The sequence below is a fragment of the Kitasatospora sp. GP82 genome (assembly GCF_029892105.1).
GTDB lineage: Bacteria > Actinomycetota > Actinomycetes > Streptomycetales > Streptomycetaceae > Kitasatospora.
In genome coordinates this window covers 17,640-36,516 of the sequence record NZ_JARZAJ010000003.1, presented here as the reverse complement: position 1 = coordinate 36,516, position 18,877 = coordinate 17,640, and the positions used below count along the sequence as shown (strand labels likewise).

Below are 18,877 nucleotides of genomic sequence, written 5' to 3'. Positions count from 1 at the left end.
GGAATCTCCTCAGCAGGGTGCGGTCACAGGGCGGCGAGGCGGCGGTCCACCTCGGCTGGGGTGGCATGGCCCACGGCCAGGACGGCGGCCCGGCGGCCGTCCACGGCCAGCAGGGTGGGGAAGCCTTCGACGCCGAGCTGGGCGGCGCGGCGGAAGTCGGCGGTGGCGGCGGCCTTGGCGGCAGGGGAGTCGAAGGCGCGGAGGACCGCGTCGGCGTCCAGCCCGGCCTCCTCGGCGACCTTCCGGTAGGTGGCGGGCTCGGAGAGGCTCAGGCCGTCGCGGTAGAACGCCTCCTGGAGGGCGGCTGCCAGCTCGGCGGCCCGGGTGGGCGCCGCCTCGCGCAGCGCGGCCAGGCCGCGGGCGGCGTCCTCGGAGTCCATCACGAACGAGCCGTCGGCGATCAGCCGCTCGTACGCCTCGCCGAACTCGACCCCGGTCAGCTCGGCTATCCGGGCGTTCGCGCCCTGGACGTAGCCGAACTCGCGGATCGGCACTCGGCGGCCGCCGGTGAACAGGCCGCCGGAGACCACCTCGACGGGCAGCTCGGGGTGGCGGTCGGCCACGGTGGCCATGGTGCGGGCGAAGCCGTACGACCAGCCGCAGTAGGAGTCGAGGACGTAGACGAGCTGCATCGGGGAAACCTGCCTTGATGTGGGGCTCAGGTGCTTTGCCTGACACAACAGTAACTGACTGCTCAGGTATTTCCGGAAGGGAGACTCCGTAGGATTGCCTGATGCCGATACCCAAAGCTGAGCTGCACCTGCACATCGAAGGCACGTTGGAGCCGGAACTGACGTTCGTCCTGGCCGAGCGCAACGCCGTCACGCTGCCGTTCGCGGACGTGGCCGATCTGCGGGCGGCCTACCGCTTCGACGACCTGCAGTCCTTCCTCGACCTCTACTACCGGCTGATGGACGTACTGCGGACCGCGCAGGACTTTACCGACCTGGCCGACGCCTACCTGGCTCGCGCTCAGGCCCAGGGCGTGCGGCATGCCGAGATCTTCTTCGACCCGCAGGCGCATGCCGCCCGGGGTGTCCCGATCGGGACCGTCGTCACCGGGCTGACCGCCGCGCTGGAGCGCAGCGAGGCCCGGTACGGCATCACCACCCGGCTGATCCTGTGCTTCCTGCGGGACCAGCCGGCGGAGTCGGCCCTGGCCACGCTGGAGTCGGCCCGGCCCTACCTGGACCGGATCACCGCCGTCGGTCTCGACTCCGCCGAGGTGGGCAACCCGCCCTCCAAGTTCACCGCCGTCTACGACCGGGCTCGTGAGCTGGGCCTGCGCGCCGTCGCCCACGCGGGCGAGGAGGGGCCCGCCTCCTACGTCCGGGAGGCACTGGACCTGCTGAAGGTGGAGCGGATCGACCACGGTCTGCGTGCACTGGAGGACCCGGAGCTGGTCGAGCGCCTCGCCCGGGAGCGGATTCCGCTGACCCTCTGCCCGTTCTCCAACGTGCGGCTGCGCTGTATCGACACCCTCGCCGACCATCCGCTGCGGCAGATGCTCGACGCCGGTCTGGTGGCGACCGTCAACTCCGACGACCCGGCCTACTTCGGCGGTTACGTCGATCAGAACCTCACCGAGGTCGCCGCCGTCCTCGGCCTCGACGAGCAGCAGGTGCGCACGCTGGCCCGCAACTCCTTCGAGGCGTCCTTCCTGGACGAGCCGACCCGGGCCCGGTACCTCGCCGAGGTGGACGCGTACCGCTTCCCGAGCTACGTGACCGAGGGCGTGATCGGCTGACCTCTCCGCCTAGAACAGGGCATCCTGGGTACTCGGCGCCTCGGGCCGTCTGCGGAGGTGGAGTTCGACGCCCGCGCCCGGGGGCCGGTCGGTGGCGGACAGTGTCCAGCCGGCCAGCCGCCGGGTGTCCAGCAGTAGCGGTGGGCCCTCGCCCTGCTCGACGAACAGCTGGCGGCCGATCGGACGGCGCAGTGTCCCGGCGAGCACCGCGCCGTCCGACAGCCCGGTGACCTCGCGGTACTCGGCGGGTGCACCGTCCGCGAGCCCGAACAGCTCGACGTGGTCGGTGACTTCACCGTCCGCGAGGTGCTCGATGCGATGGTGGTCGGCCAGCAGGCGCAGCGCCTCGTCGCGTGCCTCGGCCAGCTCGTGGCGGCGCTGCCCGGCGTCGGGCAGGTGCCACCAGCCCTCGGTCTTCGCCCGGATGCGGAACCTCTCGCGGGCCAACCCCGCGCCGGAGACCGTCAGTTCGGCGCGGCGGACGCCCGGCAGCGGGCCTCGCGCGAGAAAGGTGAAGGCGAGTGCACCCTGTTCCAGCAGGCGGCTGTGGCCGCGCTGTTCGGCGGTGAGGCCGACCTTGAGGAGGCCGGTGCCGAGCCAGGCGAGGTAGAGGCGGTAGGTGCGGCCGTCGTCCAGGATCTGGTCGCGGGCCAGGGCGAGGCCCCGGTCGGCGCTCTGGCAGGCCGCGCACTGGACGGCGGCGCCGTGCGGGTCGATGGCGGCCCGGTGCGGGCAGGGGCGGCGCTGCGGCTCGCCGGGCAGCAGCACGCCGGTGCAGCGGCGGGGCCCGGTGAGCAGCCAGCCGATCCGATCGCCGGGGGCGACCTGTCGTTCGTGCTCGCGCTCGCCGTTGCGCGCGCTCAGGTACGGACGGCCGCCGTGCCAGTGCAAGCCGTTGGCCGTCCATCCCGCTGCCTGCGTCACCAGAATCCCCTCAGCGTCCCAATCCGCCAGGCTACCCGGAGGGCCCGACAGACGGGCCGACCTCTCCGCCACCGTCCGCGGAAGAACCGGCTGGACGGACCCTGGCCAGGTCATCCGGCAATCGCCCTGCCGCCGATTCCGTCCCGGCGGGGTGATTTGTTCCGCAGGCTGCCCGCACGCCCGGCCGGGCCCGGCCGGTTACCCGGGGGCCGGGTCGGGTCCCGGTGCGGTGACGGTGACCTGGGCCGGGCGCAGCAGGTGGACGCCGACGCGGTAGCCGGGCCGGTGGACGACGGTGCAGGTGGGGACGGCCACGTCGACGTCGGGGGAGTGGGAGTAGACGAGGGCCTCGTGCCGGGTCGGGTCGAAGGGGTCGCCCGGTTCACCGAAGGGGAGCAGGCCGAGTGCGGTGAGGTGTTCGGTCAGCTCGTCGGCCACGGCGCCGAAGCCGCCGGTGAGCTCGCCGTACTCGCGGGCCCGGTCGAGGGCGTCGAGCACCGGCAGCAGACCGAGCAGGACGTTCGCCACCGCGATCTCCCGGATGGCGAGCCGGTCCCGGCGCACCCGCTTGCGGTAGTTCTCGAAGTCGGCCTGGACCCGCTGGAGATCGGCCGTCCGCTCGGTGAGCAGGGCCTCCAGTTCGGCGGGCGTCGAGGGCTTCTCGGCGGTTGCGGTGACCGTGGGGGAGGTGTCCGTGGGGGAGGTGTCCGGCTCGGTGGGACGGCGATGGCCGCACCGGACCAGTTCCGAGGAACGGTCGTGATTGTGGGGCTCGTTCATCAGGGCGCCCCCTTCGGTCTGTCCTCGTCGACGATCTCGGCGTCCACCACCTCGTCGTCCCTGGGCCCCGAGGTACCGGCGCCGGTGGCCTCGCCGCCCTGGGAACCCTGGGACTGGGACGCCTGCGCCTGGGTCGACTGGGCCTGCGCGTACATCGCGGTGCCGATCCGCTGCGCCGCCGTACTGGCCCGCTCCAGCGCGGTGCGGATCGCGGCGTCGTCGCTGCCCTTCAACGCCTCCTTGAGCTCGGTCATCGCGCCGTCGACCTCGGCCTTGACGTCGTCGGGGACCTTCTCCGGGTTCTCCCTCACCAGCTTCTCGGTGGTGTAGACGAGCTGTTCGGCCTGGTTGCGGGTCTCGGCGGCCTCGCGCCTGCGGCGGTCCTCCTCGGCGTGCTGCTCGGCGTCGCGCATCATCCGGTTGATGTCGTCCTTCGGCAGCGAGGAGCCGCCGGTGACGGTCATCCGCTGCTCGCGACCGGTGCCGAGGTCCTTCGCGCCGACGTGCATGATGCCGTTGGCGTCGATGTCGAAGGTGACCTCGATCTGCGGCAGGCCGCGGGGGGCCGGCGGCAGGCCGGTCAGCTCGAACATGCCGAGCTTCTTGTTGTACGCCGCAATCTCGCGCTCGCCCTGGTAGACCTGGATCTGCACGGACGGCTGGTTGTCCTCGGCCGTGGTGAAGATCTCGGAGCGCTTGGTCGGGATCGTGGTGTTGCGCTCGATCAGCCTGGTCATGATGCCGCCCTTGGTCTCGATGCCGAGGGACAGCGGGGTGACGTCGAGCAGCAGGACGTCCTTGACCTCGCCCTTCAGGACACCGGCCTGCAGGGCGGCGCCGACGGCGACGACCTCGTCCGGGTTCACGCCCTTGTGCGGCTCCCGCCCGGTGAGTTCCTTCACCAGCTCGGTGACGGCGGGCATCCGGGTGGAGCCACCGACCAGGATCACGTGGTCGATGTCGTTCACCGTGATCCGCGCGTCCTTGATCGCCTGGTGGAACGGCGTCTTGCAGCGCTCCAGCAGATCGGCGGTGAGCTGCTGGAACTGAGCCCGGGTCAGCCGCTGTTCCAGGTGCAGCGGGCCCTCGGAGGAGGCGCTGATGTAGGGCAGGTTGATGGTGGTCTCGGTGGCGGAGGACAGTTCGATCTTCGCCTTCTCGGCGGCCTCCCGCAGCCGCTGCGAGGCCATCTTGTCCTTGGACAGGTCGATGCCGTAGCCGTTGCGGAACTCCTTGATCAGGAAGTCCATGACGCGCTGGTCCCAGTCGTCCCCGCCGAGGTGGGTGTCGCCGTTGGTGGACTTGACCTCCACCACGCCTTCGCCGATCTCCAGCAGCGAGACGTCGAAGGTGCCGCCGCCGAGGTCGAAGACCAGGATCGTCTGCTCGTTCTCCTTGTCGAGGCCGTACGCGAGGGCGGCGGCGGTCGGCTCGTTGACGATCCGCAGCACCCGCAGACCCGCGATCTCGCCCGCCTCCTTGGTCGCCGTCCGCTGGGCGTCGTTGAAGTACGCGGGGACGGTGACGACGGCGTCCGTGACGTCCTCGCCGAGGTACGCGGCGGCGTCCCGCTTGAGCTTCTGCAGCACCCGGGCGGCGATCTCCTGCGCGGTGTACCGCTTGCCGTCGATGTCGCCGCTCTCGGGGAAGTGCCAGCTCGGCTCGCCCATGTGCCGCTTGACCGAGCGGGCGGTGCGGTCCACGTTGGTGACCGCCTGGCGCTTGGCGACCTCGCCGACCAGGACTTCGCCGCTCTTGCCGAAGGCGACGACGGAAGGTGTCGTCCTGGCCCCCTCGGCATTGGGGACGACCGAGGGCTCGCCGCCCTCGAGGATGCAGACAACGGAGTTGGTGGTACCGAGGTCGATACCGACTGAGCGTGCCATTTCAGTTCTCCCTCCCCGGGGAGGTCACCTCGTACCCATTCTCCTGCCCCGGGCGGCGGAGGGCACTCGCAGGCGGCCGAGGAGCGTCGAGAGCCGCTCACCCGCGGGGGGAAGCCGGACCGTCTCCGGGCACGATCCCCGGCCGTCGGCGATCGGGGATGCTGGGAGCCATGGCAACCGGGGCGCATCTGGCGGCCGAGCAGAGTCCGGCCTCCCCGGAGGGCCTCGACACGGGTATTCGCGGACGGATACCCGATCAGAAAGGTTTCTGGCGGTACGTCGGATATCGGCCAGCCACCGGTTCCGTGGGGTGCGGCCGGGATCTCCTCCCCACGTCACGGCCGGTCTTGCGGCTGGTGGGGGCCAGGCGCACGCTGGTGGTTGAGCGGGAGCAACGGGGGGTGAACGGCTCTGGAGGTCGGCCATGCAGAATCAATGGGATGTGCAGCTGAGCTTTGACGAGGACGGTGTGCACACCGTATGCGAAGCGTCTCTGATCGGGGCGCGGGCGCCGGGCCTGCGCGGACACGGCGAGTCGACCCGCAGTGTGGACGACCGCCCGCTGGCCAGGATCGGCGAGGAGCTCGCGGCCGCGCGCGCGCTGGAGGACCTGTCCCATCGGCTGAGGGCCCAGGCGGACGGTGAGATCGCCGACGAGGGTCACCGGCCCGGCTACCTGATCTACTGAGCCGCCCGGCCGGCCAGCTCGCCAACCGCCCGGCCGGCCAGCTCGCCAACCGGCCGACCGGCCGACCGGCCGACCGGCCGACCGGCCGACCGGCCGACCGGCCGACCGGCCGACCGGCCGGCCGGGCGCAGGTCAGGGCAGCGGGGCGGGGGAGAAGCCGCCGTGCAGCAGGAGCTCGGGGGTGCCGGTGCCGTCGGCGGGGACGGTCCACAGGTCGGAGCTGGTGCCGCCGGGGGCCGGGAGGGCGTAGGCGAGGGTGGAGTCGTCCAGCCAGGCGGCCTGGTCGTCCACGCTGTGGGTTTCGGCGAGTTCGGTCTCCTTGCCGCCGGCCAGGTCGAGGACGTACAGCCGCCAGGGCCGGACGGGGTCGCTGGAGATCCGCTTCTTGAAGGCGATCCGGGTGCCGTCGGGGGAGAGCGAGGGGCACTCGACGTTCTCCCGGACGACCGTCATGGAGCGCTGGGCGAGGTCGCCCTTGACCAGGTAGGTCCTGCCGGTGCTGACCGGGGACATGGTGGCGTAGAAGGCGTTGTCGTCGGAGGTGAAGGTGACGCCCCAGAAGTTGCGGTCCACCGGTAGGTACACCTTGCCGTCCTTGCGCAGGGCGAAGTCCTCCAGGGTCGCCGTCAGGGCGCCGGTGCGGACGTCCAGGATGGAGGTGCGGGTGGCGAAGGAGTTGGCGGCGTAGGAGTCGCCCGAGGTGAAGACCGTCCAGGAGGCCATCCGGCCGTCGGCCGAGATCCGGGCGCGGTTGGGCGCGCCCGCGCCGAGGTCGATCCTGCGGGTCTCGCGCAGGGTGGCGTCCAGGATCCTGACGTGGTGGCTGGGGATCGCGCCGTACTCGGTGGTGAGGCAGACGACCGTGCCCGCGGCGGCGTAGACGCGCTCGCAGGGGGTCTTCCCCACGGTGCGCGGGCCGGTGGAGTCGCCGCGGTCGACGGTGGCCAGGAAGCCGAAACCGGGGCCCGGTTCGGTGTCGCGGAAGAGCAGTCTGCCGTGTGCGCCGGTGAGGTCGAGTTCGTCGGCGGCGGGCGGTGCGCCCGAACCCTGGTGGAGGGCGCGGTCGGTGCGGTGGGCGGCGTGCATGCCGTAGCCGATGCCGAGCGCGGCGAGCAGGGCCAGGGCGAGCGCGAAGACGATCACCCGGCCCCTGGTGAACACGGGCGCGTCCTCGCCGGGGGCGCCGGGCGGGGGTGTCCGAGTGACCGTCACTTCGCCTCTTTCGCAGTCTGCTTGTCGGTGTCCCGGATCAGTACGGCCGATGCCACCAGGCAGACCAGCAGACCGGTGCCGAAGACCTGGAGCGTCCACTGCGGGCCCTGGAAGCGGTACGCCACCCCGAACAGCAGCGAGGAGGCGAACATCGCCAGCGCCTGAAGGCTCTGCAGTACCGCGAAGCCCGAGGTGCGCGCGTGGACGGGCAACAGTGCGGCGGCGTGGGCCATCAGCGGGGCGTCGGTGGCCGCGTAGAACACGCCGTGCAGGGCGAGCACCGCGCCCAGTACCACCGGGCCGCCCCGGGACGAGCCGAGCAGCGCCAGGACCCCGAGGAAGCAGACGTGTCCGGCCAGGAAGAGCCGCCACGGGCCGACCCGGTCGGCGAGGGAGCCGAGCGGCAGCGAGAGCAGCAGGTACGGGGCGGCGGTGCCGAGGGCCAGCAGCGGGAACCAGCGGGCGGCGAGGCCGTCCTGGTGCTGGAGCGTCAGATAGACGAAGGCGTCGCTGATGGTGGCCGTCTCCAGCAGCATCACGCACAGGCAGGTGCGGCCGAACGACCGGTCGCGCAGCAGCCCGAGACCGGCACCGAGGGTGACGGGCCGGCGTTGGGCCGGTGGGCCGCTCCGCTCGCGGACGAAGAGCAGCAGGACGAGCACGCCCGCGGCGGCCACGCAGAAGCTGGCCATGAACACCGCGTCGTAGGCGGTGGCGACGGCCGACAGGACGGCGAAGGCGATCAGCGGGCCGCCGAAGGCGCCTGCGGTGTCGAGGGTGCGGTGCACGCCGAAGGCGCGGCCCTGGGTCTCGGGGGTGCTGGAGAGGGAGATCAGCGCGTCGCGCGGGGCGGTGCGCAGGCCCTTGCCGCTGCGGTCCACGGCCAGCACGGTGCTGATGCCCGGCAGCGAGGCGCCGGCGGCGGGCAGACCCAGTTTGCACACGGCGGACAGCGCGTAGCCGGCCAGGGCGACGGGCTTGCGGGCGTGGAAGCGGTCGGCGAGGTGGGCGCCGGCCAGGCGCAGGAAGACCGAGGCGCCGTTGAACAGGCCGTCCAGGAAACCGGTCTGAAGCATGGTCAGGCCGAGTACCGAGGTGTAGTACAGGGGCAGTACCGAGCTGACCATCTCGGAGGAGATGTCGGTGAGGAAGCTGACCAGGCCCAGGGCAAGGACGTTGGCGGCGACCCGGCGCCCGGCGCGGAACCTCGGCGAGGTGCCCTCTGCCCGCTCGGGGGCCGTCCGCTTGGCGGAGTCGGCGGCGCGGCCGGAGGAGAGGTACACGGATCAGGCCAGGTTTTCCGCGGTGGGCCTGGTGCGCAGCCGCCTCGGGCTGAGCAGGGCGGCGGCGGCCCGGCGGCTGCGCCGGTGGCCGAGCAGCGCGCGGGAGCTCTCGCGCAGCAGTGTCGCCGCCCAGAACAGGGCGGCCGAGGGCAGGCGGTGGCGGCGGCGGAAGAGACGGACCTTGTTGAGGGTGAGTAAGGTCCACAGCCTCGGCGAGACCTCGGAGTCGCCCTCCAGGTGGACGGCGTGGGCCTCGGGGGCGAGCCGGGTGAGGTAGCCGAGGTCGCGGGCGCGCAGGGCGTACTCGGTCTCCTCCGAGTAGAGGAAGAACGACTCGTCCCAGGCGCCGCAGGCGCTGACGCAGTCCCAGGAGATCAGCAGGGCCGCGCCGGTGGCCCAGTCGGCGGTGCTGGCGGTGCGGTAGGCGTCCTCGGCGGTGACGGTCTCGCCGAGCCGGGGGTAGCGCCCGGCTCGCCGGTTGCCCAGGACGGCCTCGCCGAGGGCCCGGAGCAGGGCGGGTTCGCGGCGCAGTGAGTGGGTGAGCGTCCCGCCCTCGCCGTGCAGGCGGGGCACCACGATGCCGGTGCCCGAACGGCCGAGGTGCGGGAGCATGGCGGCGACGCAGCCGGGGGCCAGGCGGATGTCGGGGTTGAGGACCAGGACGGCGGTGCAGGGTTCGATCTCGGTCAGTGCGGTGTTGATCGCTGCCGCGTACCCGGCGTTGTAGCCGGTCTGGACGGTGCCGGCGTCCGGGAGCATCTTCTGAGTGATCGTCAGACTCTCGTCGGTGGAGGCGTTGTCGGCCACCGTCAGATGCCAGTCGACGTCCTTCAAACCTTGTTCGAGGGAGTCCAGCAACCCCGGCAGGACCTCGGCACTGTTCCAGGTGACCACGATCACCTCGACCCTTGCGGGCTTCATCGTTCCCCTCCTCGCAGCTGGCGCGTGCCAAGTATGCGATGGATCGGGGGTCTTGGTCAGCGGATTCGGTGTTCGAGTGACCTGCGCACATGCGTTCGTGCGAACGCTATCTCCACCGTACTGCTACATAGTTGAAGAGATTGTTTGCGGTTTGTCCTCCTGGAGCGTGATCGGGCGACTACCTTGCTGCCTGGGGATCGCATGGTGCTACGCGAGCGACACGGACTTTGGTGGGGGATGTCGGTGTCCGGCGCTCGCTTCTCGCAGTTCGGGCAACCTTCGTCGGACGCACCAGGGGGGAAGCATGGCCGTGGAGTCGGCCGCTCGATCGGAGCGAATAAGTAATGTCATCACACCGCATGAGCTGCGACGGAGGTGGCAGCACGAGCACTTACTGAAGGTCGTCATGATGGACGTGGCGGCAGCAGCCGCCACCGCCTTCACCGTCCACCTCTGCGGCGGGCGGCAGGAGATCGTCGCCCTGCTGCCGCTGCTGTGGCCGCTCGCCCTGCTGGCCCAACGCGCCTACGGGCAGCGCCACCTGGGCGGCGGTGACGAGTACCGGCGAATAACCAGGGCCGCGCTGGCCCTCGGCGCCGTCACCCTCCTCGGTTCCGAACTCGTCCTGGGGCAGGACAGGTTGGTGCACGACGCGATGCTCGCCCTGACCGGCGCGGTGGCCCTGACCGCACTGCTGCGCCGCGTCCTGCAGTGGCGGCTGACGGCCGGCTGGGCGGCCGGGCGCAATCTGCGCCGCGTCCTGGTGGTCGGCCATCCGGGGGCGGTGTCCGGGCTGGCCGCCTCGCTCGCCAGACAGTCCCCGCACGGCCTGCGGCTGATCGGCACCTGCCTCACCGCGGCCCCGTCGCTGGACCGGCTGCCCGACCAGCGGCTGCCCGTCCTCGGCGGCAAGGACAACGTGCTGTCCGTCGTCCGCCGTACCGGCTGCGACGCGGTCATCGTCCTGCCCGATCCGGTCCTGGACGAGACGGCGCTGCGCCGCCTGGGCTGGGACCTGCACGGCGAGGGCGTCCAGCTGCTGATCAGCCCGATGCTCTCGGACGTCGTCGCCACCAGGCTGAGTGTCGAGGCGGTCGGCAGTCTGCCGCTGCTCCGGTTGCGCTCGCCGTCCAGGTCGGCGGCGGCCCGGCTGCCCAAGGAGATACTCGACCGGCTGGCCGCCGCCGTCGGACTCCTGCTGCTCACCCCGCTGCTGCTGCTGGTCGCCGCTGCCGTCCGCGTCACCAGCCCCGGGCCCGCGCTGTTCCAGCAGCGCCGGGTGGGGCTCGACGGCGAGCCGTTCACCATGTTCAAGTTCCGCACCATGCTGCAGAACGCCGAGGAGCTCAGGGACGAACTGGCCGAACTCAACCTCAACAACGACGGCCCGCTGTTCAAGATGACCAGGGACCCGAGGACCACCGGCGTCGGCCGTTTCCTGCGCCGCTACTCGCTGGACGAACTGCCCCAGCTGATCAACGTCCTGGCCGGGCACATGTCGCTGGTCGGCCCCAGGCCGCCGCTGCCCGAGGAGACCCTCGACTACGACGAAGCCACCCGCCGCCGGCTGCTGGTCAAGCCGGGCCTGACCGGACTCTGGCAGGTCAGCGGCCGCTCCGACCTGCCCTGGAAGGAAGCCGTCCGGCTCGACCTCAGTTACGTCGACAACTGGTCCCACGCCCTGGACGCGCAGATCCTGCTGCGCACCACCGGCGCCGTCGCGCGCGGCAAGGGCGCGTACTGATACATCTCTTGAGTGTCACTCAGATGACTGCTCGTCAAATTCTTCCGAAAGGAACCGTCACGTGACAGCCACTGCGCCGACCGCCCGGACCGAAGCCCGTCCGCTGGGCCTGGCCGTGGTCGGGGCCGGCTACTGGGGGCCGAACCTGGTCCGCAACTTCCAGGCCGCCGAGGAGTTCCGGCTGCGCTGGGTGTGCGATCTGGACCTGGCCAGGGCCCAGCGGGTGCTCGGTGAGTACTCGACCGTCTCCGCCACCGACGACTACGCCGCAGTGCTCGCCGATCCCGGGGTCGCGGCGATCGCCGTCGCGACCCCGGCCGCTACCCACCTCGAGGTCGCGCTGGCCGCCCTGCGCGCGGGCAAGCACGTCCTGGTGGAGAAGCCGCTCGCGGCCACCGGCGAGGAGGGCAGGCTGCTGGTGGCCGAGGCCGAGCGGCGCAATCTGGTGCTGATGTGCGACCACACCTACTGCTACACCCCGGCCGTCGGCCGGATCCGCGAGCTGGTCGGCTCCGGGGAGATCGGCGACATCCAGTACGTCGACTCGGTGCGGATCAACCTCGGCCTGGTGCAGAAGGACGTGGACGTGCTGTGGGACCTCGCCCCGCACGACCTGTCCATCCTGGACGTCGTGCTGCCCGAGGAGGACCGGCCGATCGCGGTGGCGGCGCAGGCCGCCGACCCGCTCGGGGTCGGCCACGCCTGCGTGGCGTATCTGACGCTGCGACTCGCCTCGGGCGCGATCGCGCACGTGCACGTCAACTGGCTCTCCCCGACCAAGGTGCGCACCACCATGGTCGGCGGCTCCAAGCGCACCGTGGTGTGGGACGACCTCAATCCGCAGCAGCGGATCGCCCTCTTCGACCGGGGAGTGGACCTCTCCAGCCCGGACCAGCTCGACGCCGGTGAGCGTCGGGAGCTGATGGTCAACTACCGTTCCGGCGACATGGTCGCACCGGCGCTGGGCGAGAAGGAGGCGCTGCGCGCGATGGTGGAGGAGTTCGCCGCCGCGATCCGTCAGGGACGGGCACCGCTCACCGACGGCCGCTCCGGTCTGCGGGTGCTGGAGATTCTGGAGGCGGCGGCGCAGAGCCTGGAGCGGCAGGGGGCCCTGGTGCCGCTCCCCTCGGTGCAGCGGGTGGGCGTGGCATGGTGACGGGCCGGGCACGCCGTGATCTGGTGATCGTCGGTGCGGGGGGTTTCGGCCGGGAGGCTGCCGAGGTGGCCCGCGCGGCCGATGACAGCTGGCGGCTGCGCGGCTTCCTGGACGACAACCCGGCGCTGCACGGCCGCGAGGTGGACGGTGTGCCGGTGCTCGGCCCGGCCGAGGCGGTGCACGACCTCACCGGCGCGCAGGTCGTGCTGTGCACCGTCAACCCCCGGGTTTACAGCAGCCGTTCGGATCTGCTGGAGCGCCTGAAGCTGCCCGAGGACCGGTACGCCACCCTGGTGCACCCGAGTGCGCAGATCGCCACCACCGCCGAGATCGGCCCAGGCAGCGTACTGCTGGCCAATGTCGTGATCACCGCCCGGGCCGCCGTCGGCAGCCATGTCGCGGTGATGCCGCAGGTCGTGCTCACCCATGACACCGAGGTGGCCGAACTGGCCACGCTGGCCACCGGGGTGAGGCTCGGTGGCGGCGTACGGCTGGAGCGCGGCTGCTACCTCGGCGCGGGCGCGATGGTCCGCGAGTACACCACTGTCGGCCGGTGGTCGCTGGTCGGCATGGGGTCGGTGGTTCTGCACGACGTTCCACCGCTGGAGGTCTGGGCCGGGAATCCGGCCAGATTCCTCCGTGCGGCGGCGGGGGCGCCGGGGCGGCCGATGGAGCCCGCCCCGGCGCCCGGCAGTTCGTAAGCACAGCAGGGGAGTAACGGCAATGAAGATCGGCAGCGGCATGAACACATCCCCGAGCAGTCCACCCATACGACACCGTGCCCACGGCAGCGGCGGGCTCCTGCGAGCCATGCTCGCCGCCGTACTGCTGCTGGCGGCCGCCTGCCTGGCGGCACCGGCGGCCCATGCGGCGGGCGACCCGTGCGCCCCGCCCGTCGTCAACAAGGTCGCCTGCGAGAACAGCAAGCCGGGTGATCCACTGGAGGACTGGTACTCCCCGAACGCCTGGGGCAGCATCCAGGGCTTCACCACCCACGAGAGCGTCAAGCCCGGGGACACCGTCCAGTTCAAGGTGCAGTCGCCCGGCCCGTACACGATCGACATCTACCGCCTCGGCTGGTACCAGGGCAACCGGGCGCGCAGGATGCCGAGTTCGCCCACCGCGACCTTCCCGGCGAAGGCCCAGCCCAACTGCCTCTCCGACAGCTCCACCGGGCTCGTCGACTGCGGCAACTGGAGCGTCACCGCCACCTGGGCGGTGCCCGGCGACGCCGTCTCCGGCCTCTACATCGCCAATCTCTCGCAGTCGGACGGCACCGGGCTGATGCCCTACCCGATCGTCGTCCGCGACGAGAGCAGCCACAGCGACATCGTGGTGCAGACCAGTGACGAGAGCTGGCAGGCGTACAACACCTGGGGCGGGCAGAACCTCTACCTCGGCTCCGGGTCCGCGCCGGACGGCCGTGCGTACAAGGTGAGCTACAACCGTCCGCTGGACATCGGTGCCGACAACGGCGTCTACGGCTCCGAGTACGCGATGATCGCCTGGCTGGAACGCAACGGGTACGACGTCAGCTACCTCTCCGGGATCGACGTCACCACCAAGGGCATGCTGCTGCAGAACCACAAGATCTTCATGTCCAACGGCCATGACGAGTACTGGAACCAGGCGCAGCGCGACAACGTGACCGCCGCTCGGACCGCCGGCGTCGACCTGGCCTTCTTCTCCGCCAACGAGATGTTCTGGCGCACCCGCTTCGAGAACTCCATCGACGGATCGGGCAGCGCCTACCGCACCATGGTCAGCTACAAGGAGACCAAGCTCCAGATCCCCGGAGTGGACGGCGTACCCGACCCCAGCGGCCAGTGGACCGGCACCTGGATGGACCCGGTCGGCGCCGGACGCGGCGGCGGCAAGCCGCAGAACGCCGTGACCGGCCAGCTGTTCCGGGTCAACGGCTACCGCAACGACGCGATGACCGTACCCGCCGCCTACGGCAGGCTGCGGCTGTGGCGCAACACCTCCATCGCCACCCTCCCACCCGGTCAGGTCGCCACCTTCCCGACCGGCACCCTCGGCTACGAGTGGGACGTGGACGAGGACAACGGCTCGCGACCGCCGGGCGCGATCGACCTCTCCTCGACCACGGTGTCCATCACCGACGGCACCTATCTGCTGGACAACGGCAACACCTACGGCAACGGCGTCGCCACCCACAGCCCGACCATCTACCGGGACCCGGTCTCCAAGGCCCTGGTCTTCGGCTCGGGAACGGTCCAGTGGTCCTGGGGCCTCGACACCCTGCACGTGGGCAACACCACCACCGAGGACCCCCGGATGCAGCAGGCGACCGTCAACCTGCTCGCCGACATGGGCGTCCAGCCGACCACCCTGCAGGCCGGACTGGTCCGCGCGACCGCCTCCACCGAACTCACCGGTCCCACCGTCACGGTGGCCTCGCCGGCCGCCGGTGTCACCGTGCCCGTGCAGAAGCCCGTCACCGTCAGCGGTACGGCCGCCGACCTCGGCGGCGGCGTGGTGGCCCGGGTCGAGGTCTCCGTCGACGGCGGTGCCACCTGGAAGGGCGCCACCGGCAGCACCGACTGGAGCTACACCTGGACGCCGCTGACCCAGGGCCCCGCCCAGATCCAGGTGCGCGGCGTCAACGACTCCGTCAACACCGGAACCGTCGCCACCGTCAGCCTCACCGTCGGCCCGCAGCAGTGCCCCTGCACCATCTGGCCCAGCTCGGCCGTCCCGACCCACCTCGACTCCGGTGACGCCGGGCCGATCGAGCTCGGCGTCAAGTTCCGTACCACGGTCGCCGGTTCGGTCACCGGCGTGCGCTTCTACAAGTCCGCGCTGAACACCGGCACCCACACCGGGAGCCTGTGGAGCGCCGACGGAACCCGACTGGCCACCGGAACCTTCACCAGCGAGAGCGCCTCCGGCTGGCAGCAGCTGGTCTTCTCCTCGCCCGTCCCGGTCAAGGCCAACACCACCTACATCGCCTCCTACTACGCACCGGGCGGCCACTACTCCTACGACGACGGCTACTTCACCAGCCAGGGCGCCGGAATCGACCCGATCAAGGCGCTGATGTCCGGAGCCGACGGAGACAACGCCCTCTACACCTACAACACCGGCGGCGGCTTCCCGAACTCCAGCTACCACAGCTCCAACTACTGGGTGGACGCCGTTCTCGACACCTCCGTGGACACCGTCACCCCGCCGACCGTCACCGCCGGCACACCGGCCGACAGGGCGACCGGGGTGGCCATCACCACGACACCGACCGCGACCTTCAGCCACAGCATCGACACCGCCACCCTGAAGTTCACCCTCACCGGGCCCGGCGGCACGCCGGTCACCGCCACCGTCGGCTACGACTCCGCGACCGCCACCGCCACGCTGCGCCCCAACGGGCAACTGGCGCTGAACACCGCCTACACCGCCACCGTCCAGGCCGCCGACCCGTGGGGCAACCCGATGAGCGCCCCCCGGACCTGGACGTTCACCACCAGCCCCACCCCGCCCGCGGTCAACTGCCCCTGCTCGCTGTGGAACTCCACCGCGGCACCGGCCAGCCTCGACTCCGGCGACGGCAGTGCCGTCGAGGTGGGCACCCGGTTCAGCTCCACGCTGGACGGCTGGATCACCGGCGTGCGCTTCTACAAGTCCGCGCTGAACACCGGCACCCACACCGGCACCCTGTGGAGCTCCTCCGGCACCCAGCTCGCCACCGGCACCTTCAGCAACGAGAGCGCCTCCGGCTGGCAGCAGCTGAACTTCGCCACCCCGGTGGCGATCACCGCCGACACCACGTACCTGGTGTCGTACTACGCGCCCAAGGGTCACTACTCGGCGAGCAGCGGCTACCTCGCCGCGGGCTACTCGGCGTACCCGCTGCGGGCCACGGCCGACACCCCCGCCAGCGCCAACGGCATCTACAAGTACGGTTCGAGCGGCTTCCCGACCAACACCTTCAACTCCACCAACTACTGGGTAGACCCGGTCTTCACCAACGTCCGGCCGGCCGCCGCCGCCCAGCCGCTGTCCCTGCAACTCGCCCTTCCGGTCAAGCCGTTGACCGACATCCTCGGCGGCCTGATCAACGGCCTGCCGGGCAAGGCAAACGGACCGAGGACGGCGGTTCCCGGCCGGGAGCCGACGGCCTCGCCGCTGACCGCGCCGAACGGCTCCGGCTCCCCGGCGGCCCGTCGCACACGGTGACACCCGCACACCCGCTCCGGCCCCGCCCCCGCGGCGGGGCCGGACCCGTCAGAGAAAGGACGACAACGCAGTGAGCACCGTGAGCGTGGTCATCCCGTGCTACAAGTACGGGCACTATCTCGCCGACTGCGTGAGCAGCGTGCTGGACGGACAACCCGGCGTGGACGTCCGGGTACTGATCATCGACGACGCCTCGCCGGACGACTCCGCGGAGGTCGCCCGGAAGCTGGCCGCGAACGACCCCCGGATCGAAGTCCGGGTCCACGAGGTCAACAAGGGCCACATAGCCACCTACAACGAGGGCCTGCTGGAGTGGGCGGACGGCGACTACACCGTCCTGCTCTCCGCCGACGACCGGCTCACCCCCGGGGCCCTCACCCGGGCCGCCGCCCTGCTGGACGCCCGCCCCGAGGTCGGCTTCGTCTACGGCCACCCCATCCACTTCCAGCACGGCAAGCCCCTGCCGCCCGCCCGCACGAAGCTGCGCGGCACCACCGTCTTCCCGGGCCGCTGGTGGCTGGAGCGCCGCTTCAAGGAGGCGCACGGCTGCATCACCTCGCCCGAGGTGGTCGTCCGCACCTCGCTCCAGCGCCAGGTCGGCGGCTACGACCCAGAGCTGCCGCACGCCGGGGACATCGAGATGTGGATGCGGCTCGCCTCCCACGCCGACGTCGGCTACGTCCGGGGCGTCGACCAGGCGTACTACCGCCGGCACGGCGAGAACATGTCCGCCACCGAGTTCGGCGGTCAGATGGACGACCTGCGCCAGTGCAAGGCCGCCTACGACTCCGTGATCGCCAAGTGCGGCGACCGGATCCCGCAGGCGTCCGGGCTGGCCGACACCGTCAATCGCAAGCTCGCCCGCTTCGCCCTGCGCCGGGCCGTCCGCGCCTACGACCGGGGCCGCACCCGCGAGGTGCCCGAGGCCGAACTCCTCGCCTTCGCCGCCCGGTGCTGGCCCGCCTACCGCACCCTGCCCGAGTACCACGGACTCCGGCTGCGCCGCCGGATCGGCCCCCGTGCCATGCCCTACCTGCAACCGCTGGTCCTCACCGCGGTGCTGGCCAAGGGCCGGGAGTGGCTCTGGTGGAAGTCCTGGCGCCTACGCGGCATCTAGGCGTCAGCCCCAGAGGGTCTTCAGGGGCGGGGGGAACTGCGCGGCCGGCCAACTACGGAGGTGCAGGGTTGATCGCGCAGTTCCCCGCGCCCCTGGGCAGTGCATGGTGCGGTCTGCGAAGGGTGCGCCACGCAGTGGTGGTGCATGGTGCGGTCTGCGAGACAGTGAACTTCGGGAGGGGACAGTTGTGTTCGGTAATCTGGTCAATCGTCATGACGGGTACCGGGTCGCCCGGAAGCTGCGTCGGGGGCAGCTCGACCGGTTGGTGTCGAAGGTGCGGATCCGCGGGACGGAGCGGGTGGTGACCCACTGGTCCGCGGTCGATCCCTCGCTCCAGGAGTGGTGGGCGATCCCCGCCGTCGTCCGCCGCTGGAACACCTTCGCCAGCGGCGACCCCGAGACCGGCTTCCCGCAGCACGTCGCCGACAAGTGGCTGGCCGGCCGCACCGGTCTGCGCGCCCTCTCGCTCGGCTGCGGCACCGGCGGCAACGAGGTCATCTGGGCCAGGCTCGGCGTCTTCGAGCACATCACGGGCGTGGACATCTCTCCGGACCGGATCGCCTACGCCACCGGTCAGGCCGAACAGCTGGGCCTGGCCGACGTGTTGAGCTTCCGTGCCGCCGACGTCCGAGAACTGCTGCGGGCCGGCGAGACGTACGACATCGTCCTGGGCCTCCAGTCGCTGCACCACTTCGACCGGCTCGACCGGACCATGGACCAGATCGCCGGTCTGCTCAACCCCGGCGGGCTGCTCGTGGTGGACGAGTTCGTCGGCCCCACCAAGTTCCAGTGGACCAGCGGCCAGCTGCGGGCCGTGGACACCCTGCTCGCGGAGCTGCCGCCCGAGCGGCGTCGACTGGCCGACGGGCGGCTCAAGCGCCGGGCGGTGCGGCCGAGCCTGCTGTCCATGCGCCTGGACGACCCCTCGGAGGCCGTCGACGCCGGCCGGCTGCTGCCCGCGCTGCGCAACCGCTACCGGGTCCTGGAGGAACGTCCGTACGGTGGCACGGTGTTGCACGTGGCGTTCTCCGGGATCGCCCAGAACTTCCGTGACGGCAGCGACGCGGAACGGGCCCTGATCGAACGCTGCTTCGCCGCCGAGGACGCCGTACTGCCGGAGCTGGGGCACGACTTCGTCTTCATGGTCTGCGAACCGAAGCCCCGGTAGCCGCCGGCGCGACGAGTGCGACTACCGGGAGACGGCGAGGAGGGGGAGCGGAGTCGT

At 71.3% G+C, this 18,877-nt stretch carries 15 protein-coding genes; 8 read left to right on the top strand and 7 right to left on the bottom strand.

The genetic code is table 11. The features are described 5' to 3' along the window. Nucleotides 1-23: 23 nt before the first annotated feature. Nucleotides 24-632, bottom strand: a complete 609-nt coding sequence (locus tag P3T39_RS03435) for a DsbA family protein (RefSeq protein WP_280695783.1) — start codon at nt 630-632, stop codon at nt 24-26. Nucleotides 633-733: 101 nt separating this feature from the next. Here P3T39_RS03435 and P3T39_RS03430 point away from each other — a divergent pair, with 101 nt between their 5' ends. Next, nucleotides 734-1,747, top strand: coding sequence for an adenosine deaminase (locus P3T39_RS03430; RefSeq protein ID WP_280695782.1), 1,014 nt, complete (start codon nt 734-736; stop codon nt 1,745-1,747). A gap of 9 nt (nt 1,748-1,756) precedes the next feature. Here P3T39_RS03430 and P3T39_RS03425 read toward each other — a convergent pair whose 3' ends face one another. From P3T39_RS03425 to dnaK, 3 genes are all read right to left on the bottom strand, one after another. Beyond that, nucleotides 1,757-2,671 (bottom strand): DUF2797 domain-containing protein, encoded by a 915-nt coding sequence (locus P3T39_RS03425; RefSeq protein WP_280695781.1) that lies wholly within the window; start codon nt 2,669-2,671, stop codon nt 1,757-1,759. A gap of 198 nt (nt 2,672-2,869) precedes the next feature. Then, nucleotides 2,870-3,451 carry a nucleotide exchange factor GrpE gene (grpE, locus tag P3T39_RS03420; RefSeq protein ID WP_280695780.1) on the bottom strand — a complete coding sequence of 194 codons (582 nt, stop codon included), beginning with the start codon at nt 3,449-3,451 and terminating at the stop codon, nt 2,870-2,872. Next, nucleotides 3,451-5,337: a molecular chaperone DnaK gene (dnaK, locus tag P3T39_RS03415; RefSeq protein ID WP_280695779.1), complete on the bottom strand. Its 1,887-nt coding sequence runs from the start codon at nt 5,335-5,337 to the stop codon at nt 3,451-3,453. The genes grpE and dnaK overlap by 1 nt, the downstream gene beginning before the upstream one ends. 424 nt (nt 5,338-5,761) lie before the next feature. Here dnaK and P3T39_RS03410 point away from each other — a divergent pair, with 424 nt between their 5' ends. After that, complete coding sequence (locus P3T39_RS03410) at nt 5,762-6,025, top strand: dsRBD fold-containing protein (RefSeq protein WP_280695778.1); 264 nt, start codon at nt 5,762-5,764, stop codon at nt 6,023-6,025. A gap of 132 nt (nt 6,026-6,157) precedes the next feature. On the opposite strand, the gene P3T39_RS03405 is transcribed toward P3T39_RS03410, so the two are convergent. From P3T39_RS03405 to P3T39_RS03395, 3 genes are read right to left on the bottom strand one after another with little or no spacing between them, the layout of a single operon-like run. After that, entirely contained in the window at nt 6,158-7,237 is a 1,080-nt protein-coding gene (locus tag P3T39_RS03405; protein ID WP_280695777.1) for a hypothetical protein, read from the bottom strand. Continuing rightward, on the bottom strand, nt 7,234-8,520 hold the full coding sequence (locus tag P3T39_RS03400; RefSeq protein ID WP_280695776.1) for an MFS transporter: 1,287 nt from the start codon (nt 8,518-8,520) through the stop codon (nt 7,234-7,236). Before P3T39_RS03400 ends, P3T39_RS03405 begins: the two co-directional genes overlap by 4 nt. Nucleotides 8,521-8,523: 3 nt before the next feature. Next, a complete protein-coding gene (locus P3T39_RS03395) occupies nt 8,524-9,441 on the bottom strand; it encodes a glycosyltransferase family 2 protein (RefSeq protein ID WP_280695775.1) in 918 nt (305 codons plus the stop codon). 406 nt (nt 9,442-9,847) lie between these two features. Here P3T39_RS03395 and P3T39_RS03390 point away from each other — a divergent pair, with 406 nt between their 5' ends. The 6 genes from P3T39_RS03390 (at nt 9,848) to P3T39_RS03365 (ending at nt 18,820) form a co-directional block, all read left to right on the top strand. Beyond that, on the top strand, nt 9,848-11,185 hold the full coding sequence (locus P3T39_RS03390) for a sugar transferase (RefSeq protein ID WP_280695774.1): 1,338 nt from the start codon (nt 9,848-9,850) through the stop codon (nt 11,183-11,185). 61 nt (nt 11,186-11,246) lie between these two features. Then, nucleotides 11,247-12,341 (top strand): Gfo/Idh/MocA family oxidoreductase, encoded by a 1,095-nt coding sequence (locus P3T39_RS03385; protein WP_280695773.1) that lies wholly within the window; start codon nt 11,247-11,249, stop codon nt 12,339-12,341. Next, nucleotides 12,335-13,042, top strand: a complete 708-nt coding sequence (locus P3T39_RS03380) for an acetyltransferase (protein WP_280695772.1) — start codon at nt 12,335-12,337, stop codon at nt 13,040-13,042. The genes P3T39_RS03385 and P3T39_RS03380 overlap by 7 nt, the downstream gene beginning before the upstream one ends. Nucleotides 13,043-13,151: 109 nt before the next feature. Further along, nucleotides 13,152-16,535, top strand: a complete 3,384-nt coding sequence (locus tag P3T39_RS03375; RefSeq protein WP_280695771.1) for a DUF4082 domain-containing protein — start codon at nt 13,152-13,154, stop codon at nt 16,533-16,535. Nucleotides 16,536-16,605: 70 nt separating this feature from the next. After that, nucleotides 16,606-17,652 (top strand): glycosyltransferase family 2 protein, encoded by a 1,047-nt coding sequence (locus P3T39_RS03370; RefSeq protein WP_280695770.1) that lies wholly within the window; start codon nt 16,606-16,608, stop codon nt 17,650-17,652. 187 nt (nt 17,653-17,839) lie between these two features. Continuing rightward, the gene (locus P3T39_RS03365; RefSeq protein WP_280695768.1) at nt 17,840-18,820 is read left to right on the top strand and encodes a class I SAM-dependent methyltransferase; all 981 of its coding nucleotides are present in this window, start codon (nt 17,840-17,842) and stop codon (nt 18,818-18,820) included. Nucleotides 18,821-18,877: the final 57 nt, after the last annotated feature.